Origin of the sequence: Mesorhizobium sp. M4B.F.Ca.ET.058.02.1.1 (genome assembly GCF_003952505.1) — a bacterium.
Classification (GTDB): Bacteria; Pseudomonadota; Alphaproteobacteria; order Rhizobiales; family Rhizobiaceae; genus Mesorhizobium.
Map to the genome: position 1 here is coordinate 3,560,098 of NZ_CP034450.1, position 17,593 is coordinate 3,577,690.

A 17,593-nucleotide genomic window follows, 5' to 3' on the forward strand; every position below is an offset into this window, starting at 1 on the left:
CCGGGCATGCATGGTCGCTCGCGCGCGCCCGACCTTTTGCTGCGCAATGCAGAAAACCACCTTTGGCGGCGTCGATATCCTGCGGTTCCTGGCCGCCGCGCTGGTGATGTTCTGTCACTACCGCTACCGGCTCAAGCGGCTTAACTTCAGGTTTCCCGCGCCTGAAGTCACGAGCCCGTGGTAATTCCGGCCAAGCATGATATCGAGGCTTCATGCGTGCCGTGTGACATGCTCCCGAAACCCCCATGCGAGCATCGAGCCTCATTCCGTGAGCCTGTTCCAGCGATCGAGACGACCCCGGACCGCGCCGCGCGATCGTCTGGAATTGGAAATGCAGGACACGGTCGTCTATGCGATCGGCGATGTGCACGGCTGCTACAAGGAGCTGCGGTCGCTGGAACAAAAGATCCTGCTCGACGCGTTGCCCTTTCGCGGGCGCAAGATCATCATCATGCTTGGCGACTATGTCGACCGCGGCCCGAACTCGAGACGCGTCCTCGATCATCTCATCGCGCCGGCGCCGCAAGGCTTCCTGCGCGTCTGCCTGGCGGGAAACCACGAGGTCGCCATGCTCGGCTATCTCGACGGGCATCTGTCGCGGGAACTTTGGCTGGCGATCGGCGGACTCGAGACGCTCTATTCCTATGGCGTCGACCCGGCACGCCTTGGCGACCTTTACGGCTCAAGCGAGGAGGTCGACCGGCGCATCCGCGCCGCCATTCCCGCCGGCCATGTCAGCTTCTTGCGCACGCTGCCGGTCATGGTCTGCTCGCGCAAGTTCGTCTTCGTCCACGCCGGCATCCGGCCGGGCATCGACCTCGTCGAGCAGGACGAGGACGACCTGCTCAACATCCGCTCGGAATTCTTCGAGAAGGCCCATATCCTCGACCGCTGGGTGGTGCATGGACACACGATCGTGGATGTGCCGAAGTTCGAAGGGCACCGGCTCGGCATCGATACCGGCGCCTTCCGGAGCGGGCGGCTGACCGCGGTCAGGATCGTCGGCAAGCACGGCAAGCTGCTGTCTTCGGCGGGTTAAAGAAGAGCACAGCGTCGCCGCTCTCAGATCGGCGCAAGCTCGGCCTCGGCGGCGGCGCCATAGGACAGCAAGTCGCCCTGCCATTTGCTGCGCTTGAGGAACTGTTCCCAGGTCAGCGCATTCGGATCGATCTTCCGACTCCAGGTCAGATCGCGCCCGGGAGCGTAGTAGCCATATTCGACGGCATATTCGACCATGCCCACCAATTCGCGCACGAGATGCTCGTTGCCGGCGAAACCCGGAAAATGGCGCAATAAGTCTTCGCGCGAGTATGCAGAGGCGTAGCGCGCGCGCTTGCCGGTGACGCGCACAAACGTGTCCACCATTTGCTGCGCCGAGATAAACTCGCCGATCACGGGCAGCGCCTCCCCGGTGTATCGCGCGGGGTGATCGAAGATCTCGCGCACCGCTGGACCGGCCGCAGTGAGCGGGTCGCAGAACGGCACGGGGATGTCCGGAGGCAAGTATATGGCGAAATCTATGCCGTCCTCCACACCTTGCGGCACGTAGTATTCCAGGAAGTTGGTGTAATAAAACGCCAAGTATACAAACGAGCTGCGAATGGGTAAGCTGCGGATGTAATCCTCTACCTTCGCCTTGTCCGTGAAATGCGGTGCCCACTTGGTGCCGCCGGTGATCGCTTCGACATTTTCGAGCCCGCTGAAAACCACGTGTTCGACACCAGCGGCCACTGCCGCGTCGGCCAACTCCTTTCCGAGGTTGAGTTCGGGTTCCGCCGGCGGCACCTTGACGATCGGCGGCGTCATCAAGAACGCCCCGGCCGAACCTTTCAGTGCTTCGGTCAGTTCGGCCTGCCGGCCGAGTTCCAGGGGCGCCACCACGACCTCGGCCCCTTTCTTCGCCAAGGCTTGCGCTGGTTGGCTGTCGAGACGGCGAGTCAGCGCGCGCACGCGGTAGCGTCCACTGTCGAGCAGGGACTTGGCGACGCTGCGACCCTGCTTGCTCGAGGCCCCGACAACGGTGATCAGGGGTTTGGAGGTATCGATCTGGCTCATGCTGATTATATCCCGGCTTGAGGGCGAAATCGCTTCGGCCCCGGACAGACGACCACGCCTGGCCGCCGAAAAGCGTGCCGCGACGTTTGGCTTCAGCAAGAGTCTCGGACGCTTCGACGTATTTTTGAAATCGCATAAGTTATCGGCTACTATCCATTCCATGGATACCAAACGCCTTGATCTCAATCTGTTGGTTACGCTGGAGACGCTGCTGATCGAGCGCAACGTCACGAAGGCGGCTGCCCGACTGCATCTAAGCCAGCCAGCGGTAAGCGCCCAGTTGAACCGCCTCAGACAAGAGTTCGACGACCAACTGCTGATTCCCGCCCAGCGAGGGATGACGCCGACGGCCAAAGCAATGGAACTGCTCGACCCGTTGCGCCAAACCCTTGATCAAGTTCGCGCCACGCTCAGCTCGCATCGGAACTTCAATCCGGCGAAGGCCAGGCTGATCTTCGCGATTGCCTGTACGGACTATCTGCAAGCCGCGATAGTCAAGCCGCTTGTCGTGGAGCTCAGGACGCTAGCACCGGGCGTTCGCGTTGCGATACGCAATCTGGACCTGCCGCAACTGGAAGCGCAGATGGCGCGCGGTGATGTGGATTTGGCACTGATGACGCCGCAGGAGGCCCCGCAAGGTCTTCGCGCTCGACATCTATTCGATGAGCGCTACGTGCTTATCGGCCGCAAGAAGCATCCGCGGCTGCGGGAAGGAATCACGGTCGCTGAATTTGCCGAGTTGGAGCAAGTGGTCGTGTCCCTGGAAGGCGGCGGCTTCGCGACACCGGTAGACAGTGCTTTGGCCGCTCTCGGACATAAGCGTAATGTCGTGCTCTCCGCGGCTTCGTTCCTGTTCGTCCCCGAGATCGTGTCTCGCTCGGACTTCGTCGCGCTGGTCCCGGAACGGCTGGTGCGTGATTGCGCGGACAAGCTTGACGTGATGGACTGTCCGTTTCCCGTTGAAGGCTTCGCGGTGGGAATGGTGTGGCATGAGCGCAGCCACGGACACAGCGGCCAGCGCTGGATCCGTGAGACCGTAGTCTCGCTTGTCGCGCATGAATCCTCGTCTCGGGCGCGCCATGGTTACGGCTAGACCGGTTCGGCGTTCATGGAAACGCCGAACCGCTCTGTCTCTTTGGCGCGATTTCGGACGGAAAACCGTCCACGCTTTTTCAGGAATTGCGTCACGCAGCCTGTTTGGTGCGCGCCTCCGACTTCTCCAGATAATAGGTCGAATAGCGGTCGAAGAATTTCTCGGAGCCACCGAGCGATCCGTATTTCGCGAGCCGCTTCAAATCAACCTTGTTGAGCACGGCGCCAATGATCTTGTTGGCGACGTAGGGCTCCGATTCCAGCATCGAGCGCACCATCGCGCGCGGCGTGCGGCCCCATTCGGTGACCAGCACGAATCCGTCGACGAGCGGCGCGAAGGCCTTGGCGTCAACCACCGGACCCAGCGGCGGCAGGTCAACGACGATGTATTCGAACGTCTCCTTGGCATTGTCGATGAAGCGGCGCATGCCGGCCGAGGAGAGCAGCTCGCTGGTGTGCGAGAACTGGCCGCGCAGCACGGCCGGGATGATCGCGAGCTTCGTCTGCCGATCGACCTTGCCGACCGACTGCCAGGTCTGGCCGCTGACCACCGCTTCCATCAGCCCTTGCTCGGTTTCCATGCCAAGGCTGCGGCTGAGCCCGGGATTGCGCAGATCGCCATCGATCAGCAGCGTCCTGGCGCCGTTGGCGGCCAGCAGCCCCGCCAGGTTCGCCGCCACCGTCGACTTGCCCTCGCCGGGCAGAAGCGAGATCACGCCGATGACGCGGCTGCCCTGGCCTTCCATGACCACGTCGAAGGCGATCTTAGCGTTGCGGAGCGTTTCGGCGAACATCGATGCCGGCGCGTCGATGCTGACCCGCATTCGCGCCCGCTTTTCCGCCGCCGAGAGGCTGGCGACCTTGGGATCGGCTTCGGCGTCGTCGGGCTTGTTGTCCTTGCCGGATCTGCCGCCGCCGATCGTCGGTAGGTAGCCGAGGAATTTGAGGCCAACGCGGTCGCGGATGTCGTCGCCGGTCCGGAAGAAGCGCTCGTTGAATTCATTCAAGCCGCCAAATCCGGCGCCGAGCAACACGCCAAGCACGAGGAAGAGCGCCAGCACCTTGGATGTGCGCGGGCCTGCCGCGGAGAGCGGCATTGTCGCATCAGAAATGATGCGCACCTTGCCGACCGGGAAGGACTGCTGCTGCGAGGCTTCCTCATAGCGGCTCAAGAACGTCTGATAGAGCGTGGTGAGCGCCGTCGCTTGCTGGTTCAGATCGCGCAGTTTGACCTGTGACTGGTTGTCGATGGAGCTCTTGCCTGCCGCGTCGGCGATCTTCTGCCTGAGCGCCGTCTCACGTGTCTGAGCCACTTCATACTCGTTGCGGTAATTTTCGGTAAGCTGCTTCAGCTCGCCAAAAATCTGCGCCGACACGTCGGCCTTCTCCTTGGCAAGCGCGACCGCTTGGGGATGGTCCGCACCGTAATTGGCCGAAACATCCTGCAGCCGCTTGGCGATGGTGAGATAGCGGGTCTTGAGCGTCGTGATGACCGAGCTGGCCGGCTGATCGCTCGCGATGGCCGAGTCGTTGAAGGCGTTGTCGGAGCCGCTGTCGACGATCGCCTTGTATTGCTGATAGCGGGCGCTGGCGCGAGCCGTATCGGCCTGCGCGACGATGAGCTGGGCATTCAGGTCGGCGAGCTGCTTGTCGCTCATCAGCTGCCCGTCGCTGTTGGCGGACAGCCCGTGCTCGGCCCGGAACGTCTCAACCGCCATCGACGCCTTCTGCGAGCTTTCGCGAAGCTCCGCCAAGCGGCCCTGCAGCCAGACGGCCGCGCGTTCGGTGGCGTCGAAGCTGGCGTTGAGCTGGTCGGCGAGATAGGCATCGGAATAGGCCTTGGTGATCGCCGTCGCCAGCGCCGGGTTCGGCGACTGATAGCCGATGGCAATCACATAGCTGCGGCCGTTGCGCTGCGCCTGCACCTCGTTCTGCAGCTTCAGCACGGCATAGTCGTGGCTCGCTTCCTTTTTCATGGCCTCGCGCGTCGCGGCGTCGACATTCTCCATGCCGGGAATTTCGTCGGCGGAGCTGCTGCGGAAATAGCCGATCACGCCGCGCAGGAAACCGATGCCCTTCGCCAGAGCCGATTGCGGCGGATTCATGAAGTCCTGGTTCTGGTCGAGTTTCAGCTTATCGACCACCACCGATGCCAGGCGGGCCGAGTTGATGATTTCGATCTGGCTGAGCAGGGCGGCATCCGTCTGCATGGTGACGGACGCGGCGGAGATGTCGTCGACGACCTTGTTCAGGCCCTCGTCGATCAGCACGCTGGCGACCGACATGTATTGTTTGGGCGTGGTCTGCAGATAGATTACGCCGAGGAACAGGCCTATGACGGCGCACACCGCCACCACCTTGACCTGCCGCGCGGCCATGCCGAGCAGACGTTCGATGTCGATGAAGTCCTCACCTTTTTCCGCGTCCGCGCTAGGCAATGGAATCCTCTTGTCGAGGGGAAAATTGGCATAGTTCATCGTCGGTCCAATTCCAGGTTGCAGGCGCTATTGGCCTTCGAAGATTGGCGTCGTCACCAGAAAAGACCACGCAACATTCATGCCAGAAAGCGCTTGGCCGGGTCGGCCAAGCGCGGCGGCGTTTGTCGCGCCATCATCGATACGCATATGCACCCAAAAGATGGGCATTATGCGGCTTCTTCCCGGCGCTCGTGCGTCCGGACGAATTGCTGCAGCATCTCGAAGACCGGTCCTTTCATGTCGTCGCGGGCCAGGGCAAAGGCGATGGTGGCCTCGATGAAGCCTTCCTTGGAGCCGCAGTCGAACATGCGGCCATTGAAGGGCTGGGCATAGAAGGACTGGCTTTGCGCCAGGCGGACCATGGCGTCGGTGAGCTGGATCTCGTTGCCGGCGCCGCGCTGCTGGTTGCCGAGCAGGGCGAAAATCTCCGGCTGCAGAACGTAGCGGCCGTTGATGTAGAAGTTCGACGGCGCATTGGCCGGCGCCGGCTTCTCGACCATGGCCGTCACCTCGAAACCGGTGCCGATCTCGGCGCCGCGGCCGACGATGCCGTATTTGCTGGTCTCGCTCGGCTCGCAACGCTCGACGGCGATGACGTTGCCGCCGGTGCGCTGATAGAGGTCGACGGTCTCGGCAAGACAACCGCGCCCGCCGAACGATACCATGTCGGGCAGGAGCAGGGCGAAGGGCTCGTCACCGATCACCTCGCGCGCGCACCATACGGCGTGGCCGAGGCCCTGCGGCGACTGCTGACGGATGAAGGAAGTGGCGCCGGCGACGGGGAGCAGGCTTTCGAGCGACTGCAACTGCGCCTTCTTGCCGGTCTGCTCCAGGGTCCCGATCAATTCAGGATGCAGGTCGAAATAGTCCTCGATGACCGCCTTGTTGCGGCCGGTCACGAAGACGATGTGCTCGATGCCTGCCTCGAAGGCTTCGTCCACCGCATATTGGACGACCGGCTTGTCGACCACGGGAAGCATTTCCTTCGGCATCGACTTGGTGGCCGGCAGGAACCGCGTTCCAAGCCCCGCCACCGGTATGACTGCCTTCCTGACTTTCTTCATCGCATAGTCCTTTTGAGAAGATCGATTTCAATATGCCGCAGGCTCCGAACCCACTCTCCGTCAGCCCGCACTCTCACCTCCCCGTCCCACGGCAAACTGTGCCGCAACCCTTCGCAACCGGACGGCGATCGGCATGCTCATATGCCTCACCGCCGCCGGATCACTGAGCGCCGTCCACATCGCCCTGAGCGGCGAGCGCGCCTTGATGTGCTGGACCAGCGACAGGAACGAAGCCGCCCGGCGCAGGCTACGGCTGCGCCTGGCAAAGGCAGCCGCGGCGGCCGCGTCCATGAGATGCGTCTCGGCGAAGGCGGCGTCGGCCGCACGCATCGCCTCGACATGATGCAATTCCAGCACCCGCGAGATGGAGCCGGTGCGGATGTGATAGACATAGCCGGTCGTCGGCTCGACGACACATCTGCCGCCCTTGGCGAGCGCGCTGGCCAGCAGGATGTAATCCTCGCCGATGATCAGCTTCTCGTCATAGCGAAGGCGTTTTTCGTCGAGGAAGCCACGCTGGAATATCGGCTTGAGATAGCCAAGATTGAAGCGCGACTCGAAGACGATGTTGCCGGCGATGTAGTCGGCGAGCGAAATCTCGCCCATGCCCTCGAGATAGTCGGCCGGGAACATCGTGTCCTCGGGCACGCCGTCCTCGCGCACGACCTGGAGATTGTCGACCGCGATCACCGCGCCGGCCTTCTCCGCCCGCGCGATCATGGCGCGGATCCGGCCGGGATAGACGGCATCGTCGGAATCAAGGACCGCCACCCACCGGCCCCGCGCGGCCTCGAGGCCGGCGTTCCTGGCACCGCCGGGACCGCGATTTTGCTCAAGCGCGACGACCCGCACGATTTCCTCTGGATAGGCGCGCGCCACGTCGAGCGTCCGGTCGCGCGAACAGTCGTCGACGACGATGACCTCGACGGAAACGTCATGCTGGGCAAGGGCACTGGCGATCGCCCGGTCGAGGGTCGCCTCGGAATTGTAGGCGGCGATGACGAAGCTGACGTCAGGCTGCATGCTTGCCTCCTTCCTGCGCGGAGGTGAGGCCGTACTGGCGGATCTCGCGAACGCCGACGAGGCCGCTGACGACGCCGACATGCATGATGCCGCGCAGCACGCTGCGGTTCCTGCGCACCGGGCTGATCGCGGTCAGCGCCGCCATGCCGAAACAGTAGGCCGCCTTGGCCGAGGCGAGGCCCACTTGCGCGACGCGCCTGAAGCCGCTCGCGCCGTGCCCGATCAGATGACCGTGCGTCTGCCCGAAACGGAAGCGGCGGCGGCGCAGCCAGTCGAACGCCGCCCTGGCGCGCGGCACCACCTCCTCGACCAGCGCATCCGGTGAAAACGCGATGCTGCCGCCGTCCCTGACCATGCTGTCGAAGAACTCGGTGTCCTCGCCGCCGGTCTGGCCGCGCGCCAGGCTGAAGCGGCGGCCGCGCAGGCTCGCTTCGCCGGTTCTCAGGAGTACATTGCAGGTGTAGCCGGTACGGATCTCGCCGCGCACCCAGACCGGCAAGGTCGAATGAAAATCGCCTTTGCGCATCCAGGCCGGCGCATCCTGTCCGTAATGCGCCCGCACCGGCCCCAGCACGGCGGTGGCGCCGCTCGCCTCGGCCGTGGCGACAAGTTCGGCCAGCCAGCGGACCGATGCGGTCTCGTCATCGTCGATGAAGGCGACAAGATCCGACACGCTGGCATCGAGGCAGGCATTGCGCGCGATCGAGATGTTGCGCGCCGGCGCGTGGCGGTAGCGGATCGGCAGCTTCAACTCCTGCGCCAGCGCCTTGACCAGCGCCTGGGCGCTTGGCTGATCGTCATTGTCGGCGACAACCACGCCGATCTCGAAGCCGGCGGGCCTGTCCATGGCGGCGATGGAGCGCAGCGTGTCGGCAAGCTCGGGCCGCCTGAACGTGCAGACGCAGATGTCGATGGAGCGGGTCTTGGCGGCCATCACGCCACCCCGCGCTGCGATCGGCGACCGAGGAGCTGCAGCCAGAATCCGACGGACCAGCCGAAATGCATGACCATTGCCGACACGCCCACAAGCGTAAGGCCAGCATTACGCTGACCGATGGCGGCTGCGATACCATAACCGAGGCAGACCGCCGCCCACACCAGGAACGGCACCGCCGCCAGCCAGTGGACGAAGGAGAAGGCGGCAAGCAGGACGACCGGGAAGACCAGCAACGGGATCACCTGCCGGACTTTGGGCACCATGCGGTGCTTGAGCACGTTCCTGGCGCGGCCGCGGCCATAGCCGAGATACTGGAAATAGAGGCTCTTCAGGGAGGAGCGCGGATAGTAGACCATCTGCGTCCTGCCGCTCATCCAGATGCGGTAGCCGGCCTGGCGCAGCCGGTAGTCGAGCTCGGCATCCTCATTGTGGCTGAACGTCTCGTCATAGCCGCCCACCGCCTTGAAGGCCGAGATGCGCATCAACGCGTGGTGGCCATGGTCGACCCATTCGCCCGCCGAAAGGTGCCGGTGCTTGGAGCCACCGGTACCGAGCTTGGAATTCTGCGCTGCCGCCACCGCCTGCTGCACCGCGCCGGTGCCGCTGGTCAGCATGGAGACGACGACCGAATCGGCCCCGGTGGCCAACGCCTCCTCGACCAGCCGGTCGCAATAGTCGTCTGGATAGCCGCCATGGGCGTCGATGCGGATGAGATAATCGGCACTGTCGCCGAACCCGGCGACCGCAAGGTTGAGCGCGGCGCTCTGGATGCGCTTGGGGTTGTGCAGCAGGACGACGCGGGGATCCTTCGCGGCGATGGCCTCGACAATTGCCGGCGTGCCGTCGGCACTGCCGCCGTCGGCGACGATGATGCGGGCGCCGAGCCTCTGCGCGGCGGGCCGCAGCTGTTCGAGCAGCGCGCCGATATGCGCGGCCTCGTTCAGGCACGGAATCACGATCAGGCTTGCGGTTGGCGTCATCCGGTTCCGTCCATACTATGCCAGCGCTTCGGCCACGAAGGACTCCGGCGCCGCCACAAGGCCACGCAGCTTGTCGACCAAGGCCCGGCAGTCGTTGCGGTCGTAGCTCCAGGTCCGCGGGTTGCGGGCCAGCACGCGCGCCTTGAGCTTGCCGAAGCGCTCCTGCTCCATCCGCCCGAGCTCGGTTTCGAGCGTTTCGGGCGTCGCCTCGGAGAGGACGACGCCTATGTCCTGCTGGTTGAGGAAGCGGCCGGTTTCGGTGTTGCCCATCGAGATCGGCACCGCGCCGAAGCGGCAGCCCTCATAGAGGCGGTTGGGCAGCAGCCATTCGGAGTTCTGCCCTGCCTCGAAGAAATCGATCGCCCAGGAAAAATGCACATCGCCGTAGATCGCAGCCATGTCCTCCGGGTTGCGATAGGGTCCGCGAAAGGACAGCCAGGGCTCGGCCTCGACAAAAGCGTGGAAATCGGGAAATTCTGAGAGGGCCGGACGACCGCGCAGGACGACTTCGAAACGCCCGTTGAGGCGGCGGGTGAACTCGGCCAGCATCTCCAGCGAGCGGCGGCAGCGGAGTGCGCCGAACCAGCCGATACGCCAAGGGGGCGCTGCGGGATTCTCGGTCTTCAATCGCTCATCCGACGTCACTGTCGTGGTGTCGAAATACTTGTTCTCGACCAGTTCGACAGGTGCCGCGACCTGCCCAAACGGCTTGAAGTAATTGGCGATGAAGGCCGGCGACGAGGTCACGAGGAGCTTAACGTCGCGGGCGAGATAACGTTCCGCACCACGCAGCGCCCTGCCGACCAGATCGTCGCGCAGCACCAGGCGGTGGATGTCGAGACATTCATAGACAACCGGGACCCCGGCCCCGAGCGCGGCCTTGGCGCGGCGGGCAAGCGCCAGCATTTCGAGGTTGCGCGCGATGATGAGGTCGGGCCTCGGCATCGCCGCTAGCTTGGGGCCGATCCCGAACGCCGCTTTGGCGACCGCCGCCAGGCGCTGGCCGAATCGGCCGTCGCGCGTCGCGCCGAGATCGATCGGGCGCAATCCTTCGATGTCGGCAACCGGGCTGGTGGTGCGGCGGAAACCCGCCAGCGTCACCTTGGCCCCGCCTGCCCTGAGCATTGTGATCCGCCGGCGAACCGCCGGGTCGGATATGTCATGCACAAGGTACAAGACATGCAGCATGAAACTTGACCGCTGTTGGCCCACCCACGGCGAAGTTAGTACAGCTCTTGCTGCATCGCAACATTTTTGGTGCAGCGTAGCAAGGAAAGCGAGCATTTTTGTTGCGCTGCAAAAAACATGCGTTAATCTTGGCCTTGCTCGAGCGCCAGCCAACCGTTGGCCCTATGCCGCGCTTGGACGGCTAGCGCGGATGCCGACCAGATCCCGCTGCCTGACCGTAGAACCAACTCACGAATGGGGTGATACGATGAATATCGTCGTTGAGAACACAGTCTGCCTGAATACCGGGGATGCAGCAATTCTGCTGGCGATCCGCCATATCCTCAAGGCAGTTGTCGGCGACGAACCGCGGTTCTTCGTCTTCGACAGCCAGCCCGAAGTCGCCGCAAAACTCTACCCGAAGAAGGATTACCCGGATCTCGAATTTCACAAGCTGCTGTCGGAAACCATGTTCCGCTACAGCTACGGCAACGGGGTGAAACACCGGCTAAAACCGCTTTATAACCGGCTCGTCCTTCAGGTTTTGCAGCGTTTCGGCTCCGAAGGCTTCATTAGCCGCATCTTGTTCGGCGAAAGGGCCCGCCGCAGCCTCGATATCTATCGGAGCGCCGATCTCGTGGTCACGACAGGCGGCACCTATCTGGTCGAGAACTACAATCTCGAAAGGCGACTGAACCAATTCCGCGTCGATGCGATCCTCGGCAAGGATCCCGTGTTCTTCACGCAATCCCTCGGTCCGTTCAACAAAAGTTACAATCGGCAGGAACTGACCCCGATCCTCGACCGGAGCCCGCTCATCCTGCTTCGCGACGAGCGCTCCAGAAACCACATACTGGATATGGTGAAGGAGCCCGGCAAGTGCCACGTCGTGGCCGATGCCGTCTTTGCGCTCGCCGATACAGACAGGATCGGGAAACGGCTGGCTTCCGCCCAACCGCCGGTGGAAACGGGCCGCGTCGCCATCTCCGTCCGCCACTGGAACTATGTCAATGACGGTGAAGACGGCATGCGCCGCTATCTCGATTCGGTGCGCGAAATCGCAACCATCCTCGTCAGGGATCACGCCAAGGAAGTGACCTTCGTCTCCACCTGCCAGGGCGTGCCGGAATACGCGCATGACGATTCCAAGACGGCGCGCGCAATCGTAGCCGAGCTTGATCCGGAGATCGCCAAGTATGTCAGCGTGGACGCTTCGTTCCACACTCCGGACCAGTTGATGGCGCTGGTGAAAGGCTTCGACTTCGTCGTCGCGACGCGTATGCACATGATGATCATGTCGCTTTGCGTCGGCACGCCGGTGCTGCCGATCGCCTATGAATTCAAGACCAAGGAAGTCGCCAAGCGCGTCGGTGTCGCCGATCTGTTGCTCGACATCGACACAGTGACGCCGCAGGAGGCAGCCGAAAAGCTCGGCAGGTTTGCCGGCAACCTCGACCAGTATCGCCGCACCAGCCTGCAGGCCGTGCTTGAAGAGCATGCTTCGGCAATGTCGGCCACAGACTTGCTGAAGCCACTTGTTCCGGGCGCTTCAGCGGATGTTGCGCGCGATGTTGGGAAGGGTGGCGGAAAGCATGCCGCGCGATTGGGGAAAGATCAGCATCAGGATGAGGGCAAGCCCGTAGTTGAGGCAAAGCGCCAGGGCCACGGCGAGAAGGTCTGATTGACCAGTGAGCGACGCCGGCAGCTCCAGATAGGCCAGCCAGGCAAGCAGGGACGAGACAATGAAGAGCCCCTGCATGATCAGGAAATCGCCGGCAGTTACCGGGCCGACACGGTGGACCAGCACGGCAAGCACCGGAACGCGCAGCACGTAGCCGCTGATCGCGTAGGCGGCCGCGACGCCGACAGCGCCCCAATGCAGGCCGACGATGAAGGAGGCGACCGTCGTCAGCGACGAGTAGATGCCCCAATGAAACATGGTCTTGGTTTTGCCCTGGCAGATGAATATCCACCCCGTGGTGCTTGAGACGGACTGCATCAGGCTGGCGATGCCGAGCCAAGCAAAAATAGGCGCCACGGCGGTCCAGCGCGGCCCGAAAAGGAGCGCAACCACCTGTTCCGAGGTCAGCGTCAGCGCCGCGATACCAGGCATGGTTACGGCCGCCAGCATCCAGTTGGTTCGCACGTAAAGGTCGCGAAACCGCGCCTTGTCCTCGTGAATTCGGCTGAGCAGAGGCACCATCACGCGCGTCAGCGGCTGGGTGATGTTCTGCAATGGAAACAGCAGCAGCTTGTAAGCGCGGTCGTAATAGCCGAGCTCGATTGCACCGGAGTATTTTCCGATGAGGATGTTGTCGAGATTGCGTGAGAAAAAGTTGACGAGGTTGAAGCCGGTCAGATTGGCGCCGAACGACAATATGTCGCCGTCGACTTTCAGGTCCGGCCGCGACGGCGTCCAACGCACCACCAGCCATGCTGCCGCGAGCGCAACGACTGCCGCGACTGCCGGCCCCAACACCAGCGACCAGTAGCCCATTCCCGCCCAGGCCGCGATCGCGGCGGCGAGAAGTCCGGCAGCGGCGGTTGCGACATCGTTGATCGCCAGCTGGCCGAACTGCAGATGGCGGTTCATCAGCGCCAGCGGCACCGCGGCAATGCTGCCAAGCAGCAGCGGCAGAGCAGAGGCCATGGTGATCCCGAACATGCGCTGATCGCCGTAGAACGCGGCAATGGCCGGCGCGAGAGCCGCAACGACGACGGAACTGCCCAGTCCGACGAGGGCGCTGACCCAGAAAACCTGATTGAGCTGCCTGTCACTGATGTCCCTGCGCTGCACCAGCGCCTGCTGCAGGCCAAGGTTTTGCAACAATCCGACAAAGGCAACGATCGGTCCGACGGACGCTACCAGGCCGAAATCCTCGGGCACAAGAAGGCGGGCGAGGATGACGACCGAAATGAACTGTATCGCCATCTTGAAGCCTTGCGCGCCGGCCGTGACCAGCCCGCCGCGCAGGGCGACGCGGCCAAATTGAGGAGGAGGCGGGGGGCATTCATATGGGCGATCTCATTTCACCAAGCTGCGATGCAATCTGCGCGAACCGCTCGTTAAGCACCTCCGCGTTGAAATCTGCCTCGATCTTCTTTCGCGCTGCGAGCGCGATCGGCTCACACAGCTTCGGGTTCTCGGCGATCCAGGTGAGTTTGCCGGCTAGCGCCGCGACGTCCCGCTCGGGCGCGAGGAACCCTGTCTTCTGGTCCTCGATCAGTTCAGGAATCCCCGAATGATAGGTGCTGACCACGGTCAGCCCAGCGGCCATGGCCTCCATCAAGGCAACCGGAATGCCTTCGACATCGCCATCGCGGGCTCCGACGCTGGGCAGCACGAACACATGGGCATCGCGCAGGCGCTGCTTGACCTCAGCATGCGGGCGCGGGCCGAGAAAAGTCACCCTGTCGGCAATGCCGAGATCGGCGGCAAGCCGCTTCAGCTCTTCCAGGAGTTCGCCGCCGCCGATCACCGAATAGGTCCAGTCACGGCGCGGCAGGGCTGCAAGTGCGCGAAGCGCGTATTCGATGCCTTTCTTCTCGGTCAGGCGGCAGACAGAGATGAATGACAGTGCGTCCTGCTCCCAGGACCGCCACCGATACTCGATCTCACCAGGCCGCACGCCCATATGGTGCACCACGACCTTCGCTGGCGATGCGCCGACATCGATCAGGGCGTCGCGGAAAAAGGCATTCACCGGCAGTTGGAGAACGCCTTTTTCGAAGACCGTCCTGTAGCGCGCAAGCGTCTTGTCATGCATCGGCCCGCCGACATCGTTGCCATGGAATATCGTCACCAGGGGTGCGGAAATCCTGCCACGCTTGATGACGCGGGCGACCCGCAGGCCATTGGTTCCGAAATGCGCAACGATGACGTCGGCCTTCTGCAACTTGTGCGCGTGAAAGAGATCGATTGCGGTCGAGAGTTTGTCCCACAGCCTCCCGGACCATTTCCTGAGCAGCGGTCGATAACGGCCGAGGCTGCCCCACCAGCACACGACCTTTCCGGGCAGCGCCTGCCAGCGCTGATCGTCGATGTTGCGATCCTTGCCGAAGGTCGTCTCGTTGCAGACGACACCGACTTCCATGCCGTGCTCAAGGCATCCGGCTATCTGGTCGAGGACAAAGGTTTCGGATAACGAGGGGAACTTATCAACTACGAAGCAAATCTTCATCGATCAGATGATCTTTCGAGGTCGGCCAGCGATTCGCTTGCGCGGAAAACGACTAGGCGGCACGCTCCAGGCCGCTTCGCCTGGCGTTGTTGAGAACATCCAGAAATGTCGCGAACTGTTTATCGGGGTTCATCTGCGGCCGCTCTGAAAACAGCTGCGCCGCCGCCGAAAGCCTGTCGTACTCGGCCTTGTCGCTCCACAATCGCCTGACCGTCGCGACCCAGTCGGCGAGCGGAGCGTCGTAGTCAAGCACCACGCCGCCGGCGCCGATCGCTTCCGGCAGGCCGCCGCGCCGGGACCCGACGACAGGAATGCCGCTGCAATGGGCCTCGGATGCTACCCTGCCCCACGCCTCTTCCCATTTGCTGGGCGCAAGCAGAATCTTCGTCCGGCCGTAGACCGTCTTCATATCGCTGGTGCGGCTCTCCAACGTGGCGTTGCCCAGCGGGGCGATGGTCCTTTCGATCTCGGCCCGGTGGTTGTCGTCAAGCATCCAGCTCTCGACGAACAGGAACGGAATTTCAGGGCATTCGCCGGCAATGCGGACCGCCAATTCGAATCCCTTTTCGTTGTAAGGGTTGATCATCGTCACGAACTCGCGGGTCGTCGGCGTGCTGTAAGATCCGGGATTGATGGTGGGCGGAATCACCGTCGAATCGATGCCGAATTTTTCCTTGTAGGTGCGGGCGGTGAACTCCGAATTGGCGATGTAGAGCGCCGAGCGCAGTTCGCGCAGGTCGCCCGCCAGTTCATGGAATTCGACATTCCTCAGATAGACGACCAGCGGCACGCCCAGCGCCTGCAGCTCCCTGCCGATCGGCACCGACTTGTGGCACTGCACGACCGCGACATCGGGCTTCAGCCTATCGACCGCGAAGCCCGCCGCCTCCCAGGGGAACCACGCCCGCACCACCGGGTAACCGGGAAACGTGTCGATGACGGCGCGCTGGCGGAGCAGTTTCATCTTGGCGCGCGCCTTGAAGCCGAACATGCCGTCACCGAACAGCGCCGCCAGGACCGAGGCCTCATGACCGTTTTCGCGCAACTGCTCGACCAGATGGTGCGTGCTCGACTGAACACCACCGCTGAATTGTGGCGTGTAGCCGTTGCCCCTGCAAACAAAACTTTCATGGACCCTGGCTCCTTGTTGTGCCGCTCTGCCCTCACGCCGCCAGCCTACCGATGCTAAAATATTCAATGCCGTAGCGGGCGATGACCTTGGGGTCGTAGAGATTGCGGCCGTCGAAGATCACCGGCGTGGTCAGCGCATCCTTGAGTGCGTCGAAGGAGGGCGCGCGGAAGCTCTTCCATTCGGTGCAGATCAGGAGCGCGTCGGCGCCGCGCAACGCGGCCTCCTTCGTGCCGCAGAGCAAAAGATCGTCGCGCAGACCGTAGATGGCCTGGCACTCCTGCATCGCCTCGGGATCGAAGGCCTGCACGTTGGCGCCGGCCTGCCACAGCGCCTCCATCAGCGTGCGCGACGGCGCCTCGCGCATGTCGTCGGTGTTGGGCTTGAAGGCCAGGCCCCAGAGCGCGAAGGTCTTGCCCTTGAGGTTGCCCTTGAAATAGCGGTGCACCTTGTCGAACAGGACCGACTTCTGCTCGTTGTTGCGTTCCTCCACCGCGCGCAGCAGCTTGGCGTCGAACTTGACGCCTTCGGCGGTCTTGATCAGGGCGCGCACGTCCTTGGGAAAGCACGAGCCGCCATAGCCGAGGCCGGGATAGATGAAGTGGTAGCCGATGCGGGGATCGGAGCCGATGCCCTTGCGTACCTCCTCGATGTCGGCGCCCAGCTGCTCGGCCAGATTGGCCATTTCGTTCATGAAGCTGATCTTGGTAGCCAGCATGCAATTGGCGGCGTATTTGGTGAACTCGGCGCTGCGCACGTCCATCACGATCATCTTCTCGTGGTTGCGGTTGAACGGCGCGTAGAGTTCGCGCATCACTGCCTCGGTGTCCTCGCTCGAGGTGCCGACGATGATGCGATCCGGCTTCATGCAGTCGGCGACGGCCGAGCCTTCCTTGAGGAATTCCGGGTTGGAAGCGACGTCGAAAGCCAGATCCTCGCGACCCCTGGCTTTCAGCGTCTCGGCGATCTTGGCCTTGATCTTCTCGCAGGTGCCGACCGGCACGGTCGACTTGCCGACGACGATCTTGGGCGCCTCCATTTCGCGGCCGATGGCCTCGGCGACGGCGAGCACGTATTTGAGATCGGCCGACCCGTCCTCGCCGGGCGGCGTGCCGACCGCGATCATCTGGATCTGGCCGTGCTTGACGGCGGCGGCCGCGTCCGTGGTGAAACGGATGCGGCCTGCCGCGTGATTCTCCTTGACGAGGGTTTCCAGCCCGGGCTCGAAGATCGGGATCAGGCCCTGGTTGAGCCGCTCGACCTTTTTCTCGTCGATGTCGACGCACACCACTTGGTGCCCGACTTCCGCGAGCACCGCGGCCTGCACGAGGCCGACATAGCCAATTCCAAAGACGGTCAGATTCATTCGTTCTTGTTCCTGTTCAAGGCCGTCTTCGGTCCGGCCGGTTCAGATGTTGCCTGGCCGTGATCCCCACGGCTGTTTCCTGTTTAAGCATGATTCCGAAAGCGGTCCCCGCTTCTGTCACG

The 17,593-nt window shown here is 63.1% G+C and carries 13 protein-coding genes and 2 pseudogenes; 4 read left to right on the forward strand and 11 right to left on the reverse strand.

Annotation, left to right across the window (positions count from 1 at the left end):
* Nucleotides 1–46 precede the first annotated feature (46 nt).
* Nucleotides 47–184, forward strand: coding sequence for a hypothetical protein (locus EJ073_RS31620; protein ID WP_189347572.1), 138 nt, complete (start codon nt 47–49; stop codon nt 182–184).
* 147 nt (nt 185–331) lie between these two features.
* Nucleotides 332–1,039: a metallophosphoesterase family protein gene (locus EJ073_RS17425; protein ID WP_245455270.1), complete on the forward strand. Its 708-nt coding sequence runs from the start codon at nt 332–334 to the stop codon at nt 1,037–1,039.
* Between the two features lie 23 nt (nt 1,040–1,062).
* On the opposite strand, the gene EJ073_RS17430 is transcribed toward EJ073_RS17425, so the two are convergent.
* Nucleotides 1,063–2,055 carry an NmrA/HSCARG family protein gene (locus EJ073_RS17430; RefSeq protein WP_126056845.1) on the reverse strand — a complete coding sequence of 331 codons (993 nt, stop codon included), beginning with the start codon at nt 2,053–2,055 and terminating at the stop codon, nt 1,063–1,065.
* On the opposite strand from EJ073_RS17430, the gene EJ073_RS17435 reads away from it, so the two are divergent.
* Complete coding sequence (locus EJ073_RS17435) at nt 2,054–3,148, forward strand: LysR family transcriptional regulator (RefSeq protein WP_348627210.1); 1,095 nt, start codon at nt 2,054–2,056, stop codon at nt 3,146–3,148. The genes EJ073_RS17430 and EJ073_RS17435 overlap by 2 nt on opposite strands.
* Before the next feature lie 91 nt (nt 3,149–3,239).
* Here EJ073_RS17435 and EJ073_RS17440 read toward each other — a convergent pair whose 3' ends face one another.
* From EJ073_RS17440 to EJ073_RS17465, 6 genes are all read right to left on the reverse strand, one after another.
* Complete coding sequence (locus EJ073_RS17440) at nt 3,240–5,624, reverse strand: polysaccharide biosynthesis tyrosine autokinase (RefSeq protein WP_126056846.1); 2,385 nt, start codon at nt 5,622–5,624, stop codon at nt 3,240–3,242.
* 167 nt (nt 5,625–5,791) lie between these two features.
* Nucleotides 5,792–6,688 carry a UTP--glucose-1-phosphate uridylyltransferase GalU gene (gene galU / locus EJ073_RS17445; RefSeq protein WP_126056847.1) on the reverse strand — a complete coding sequence of 299 codons (897 nt, stop codon included), beginning with the start codon at nt 6,686–6,688 and terminating at the stop codon, nt 5,792–5,794.
* A gap of 60 nt (nt 6,689–6,748) precedes the next feature.
* Nucleotides 6,749–7,711: a glycosyltransferase family 2 protein gene (locus EJ073_RS17450; protein WP_126056848.1), complete on the reverse strand. Its 963-nt coding sequence runs from the start codon at nt 7,709–7,711 to the stop codon at nt 6,749–6,751.
* Nucleotides 7,701–8,645 carry a glycosyltransferase family 2 protein gene (locus EJ073_RS17455; RefSeq protein WP_126056849.1) on the reverse strand — a complete coding sequence of 315 codons (945 nt, stop codon included), beginning with the start codon at nt 8,643–8,645 and terminating at the stop codon, nt 7,701–7,703. The genes EJ073_RS17450 and EJ073_RS17455 overlap by 11 nt, the downstream gene beginning before the upstream one ends.
* Nucleotides 8,645–9,628, reverse strand: a complete 984-nt coding sequence (locus tag EJ073_RS17460; protein WP_126056850.1) for a glycosyltransferase family 2 protein — start codon at nt 9,626–9,628, stop codon at nt 8,645–8,647. Before EJ073_RS17460 ends, EJ073_RS17455 begins: the two co-directional genes overlap by 1 nt.
* A 15-nt stretch (nt 9,629–9,643) precedes the next feature.
* Nucleotides 9,644–10,816, reverse strand: coding sequence for a glycosyltransferase (locus tag EJ073_RS17465; RefSeq protein WP_126056851.1), 1,173 nt, complete (start codon nt 10,814–10,816; stop codon nt 9,644–9,646).
* 247 nt (nt 10,817–11,063) lie between these two features.
* On the opposite strand from EJ073_RS17465, the pseudogene EJ073_RS17470 reads away from it, so the two are divergent.
* A pseudogene (locus EJ073_RS17470) lies at nt 11,064–12,071 on the forward strand (polysaccharide pyruvyl transferase family protein); the annotation flags it as partial.
* Nucleotides 12,072–12,344: 273 nt separating this feature from the next.
* Here the strand turns inward: EJ073_RS17470 and EJ073_RS32190 are convergent.
* The 4 genes and pseudogenes from EJ073_RS32190 to EJ073_RS17490 form a co-directional block, all read right to left on the reverse strand.
* Nucleotides 12,345–13,727 (reverse strand): lipopolysaccharide biosynthesis protein, encoded by a 1,383-nt coding sequence (locus EJ073_RS32190; RefSeq protein WP_126056852.1) that lies wholly within the window; start codon nt 13,725–13,727, stop codon nt 12,345–12,347.
* Between the two features lie 79 nt (nt 13,728–13,806).
* Nucleotides 13,807–14,889 (reverse strand): glycosyltransferase, encoded by a 1,083-nt coding sequence (locus tag EJ073_RS17480; RefSeq protein WP_245455271.1) that lies wholly within the window; start codon nt 14,887–14,889, stop codon nt 13,807–13,809.
* A gap of 139 nt (nt 14,890–15,028) precedes the next feature.
* Nucleotides 15,029–16,107, reverse strand: a pseudogene (locus tag EJ073_RS17485) (glycosyltransferase).
* 32 nt (nt 16,108–16,139) lie between these two features.
* Nucleotides 16,140–17,471, reverse strand: a complete 1,332-nt coding sequence (locus tag EJ073_RS17490; RefSeq protein ID WP_126056854.1) for a UDP-glucose/GDP-mannose dehydrogenase family protein — start codon at nt 17,469–17,471, stop codon at nt 16,140–16,142.
* Nucleotides 17,472–17,593 lie beyond the last annotated feature (122 nt).

Excerpts from the sequence above, each read along its gene's own strand:
- EJ073_RS17430 (WP_126056845.1), bottom strand. The coding sequence starts at position 2,055 with ATGAGCCAGATCGATACCTCCAAACCCCTGATCACCGTTGTCGGGGCC.
- EJ073_RS17435 (WP_348627210.1), top strand. The coding sequence starts at position 2,054 with ATGCTGATTATATCCCGGCTTGAGGGCGAAATCGCTTCGGCCCCGGAC.
- EJ073_RS17450 (WP_126056848.1), bottom strand. The coding sequence starts at position 7,711 with ATGCAGCCTGACGTCAGCTTCGTCATCGCCGCCTACAATTCCGAGGCG.
- EJ073_RS17425 (WP_245455270.1), top strand. The coding sequence starts at position 332 with ATGCAGGACACGGTCGTCTATGCGATCGGCGATGTGCACGGCTGCTAC.
- EJ073_RS17455 (WP_126056849.1), bottom strand. The coding sequence starts at position 8,645 with ATGGCCGCCAAGACCCGCTCCATCGACATCTGCGTCTGCACGTTCAGG.
- galU (WP_126056847.1), bottom strand. The coding sequence starts at position 6,688 with ATGAAGAAAGTCAGGAAGGCAGTCATACCGGTGGCGGGGCTTGGAACG.
- EJ073_RS32190 (WP_126056852.1), bottom strand. The coding sequence starts at position 13,727 with ATGGCGATACAGTTCATTTCGGTCGTCATCCTCGCCCGCCTTCTTGTG.
- EJ073_RS17465 (WP_126056851.1), bottom strand. The coding sequence starts at position 10,816 with ATGCTGCATGTCTTGTACCTTGTGCATGACATATCCGACCCGGCGGTT.
- EJ073_RS31620 (WP_189347572.1), top strand. The coding sequence starts at position 47 with ATGCAGAAAACCACCTTTGGCGGCGTCGATATCCTGCGGTTCCTGGCC.
- EJ073_RS17490 (WP_126056854.1), bottom strand. The coding sequence starts at position 17,471 with ATGAATCTGACCGTCTTTGGAATTGGCTATGTCGGCCTCGTGCAGGCC.
- EJ073_RS17460 (WP_126056850.1), bottom strand. The coding sequence starts at position 9,628 with ATGACGCCAACCGCAAGCCTGATCGTGATTCCGTGCCTGAACGAGGCC.
- EJ073_RS17480 (WP_245455271.1), bottom strand. The coding sequence starts at position 14,889 with ATGGAAGTCGGTGTCGTCTGCAACGAGACGACCTTCGGCAAGGATCGC.
- EJ073_RS17440 (WP_126056846.1), bottom strand. The coding sequence starts at position 5,624 with ATGAACTATGCCAATTTTCCCCTCGACAAGAGGATTCCATTGCCTAGC.